This is a genomic window from Neisseria sp. P0018.S001 (assembly GCF_051957355.1).
In the GTDB taxonomy this organism is placed as follows: domain Bacteria; phylum Pseudomonadota; class Gammaproteobacteria; order Burkholderiales; family Neisseriaceae; genus Neisseria; species Neisseria subflava_A.
In genome coordinates, this window is the sequence record NZ_JBQCWN010000077.1 from 1 (window position 1) to 439 (window position 439).

Sequence of the window (439 nt, forward strand, 5' to 3'; positions counted from 1 at the left end):
CGTTAGAACAATATCAGGATGAAATGAATAGTTATTATTACCGAAACGGCATCTGGCAGTTAACTAAGGACAATTTCGAAAGCTATCTTCAATCAGATTCGGTCGTCGTACTGGAAAAAGACGAATTGAAGGCGCTGATGTTACAGGGCTTTAATTTAGATGAAGCAGCAAGATTATATTCCGTTGTCGAGAACAAGTTGTCGTATGATGATCCTATTTCGGATTTTGGCCAACAAAGTGATTTCTTAAAAATCAATCAGATTTCTTCAAGATTACCGTTGTTCTATATTAATTTTGATACGGAAGGTTACCTTCATATGGATTGGGACAGATGTCATGAAGATTATGTCTATGATGGCTGGTTTTCTAAGGCAATGGACTTTGGGTATTTGATACCGGACGAATTTTGTTATTGGAAAATCGAAGGGCGGGATTATTG

General features: G+C 37.1%; 1 protein-coding gene. It reads left to right on the forward strand.

Annotated elements, in window-relative coordinates; genetic code table 11:
* Window positions 1–439, forward strand: a 439-nt coding sequence (locus ACTHTJ_RS10905; protein WP_440362694.1) for a hypothetical protein, incomplete at both ends; no start/stop codon positions are given.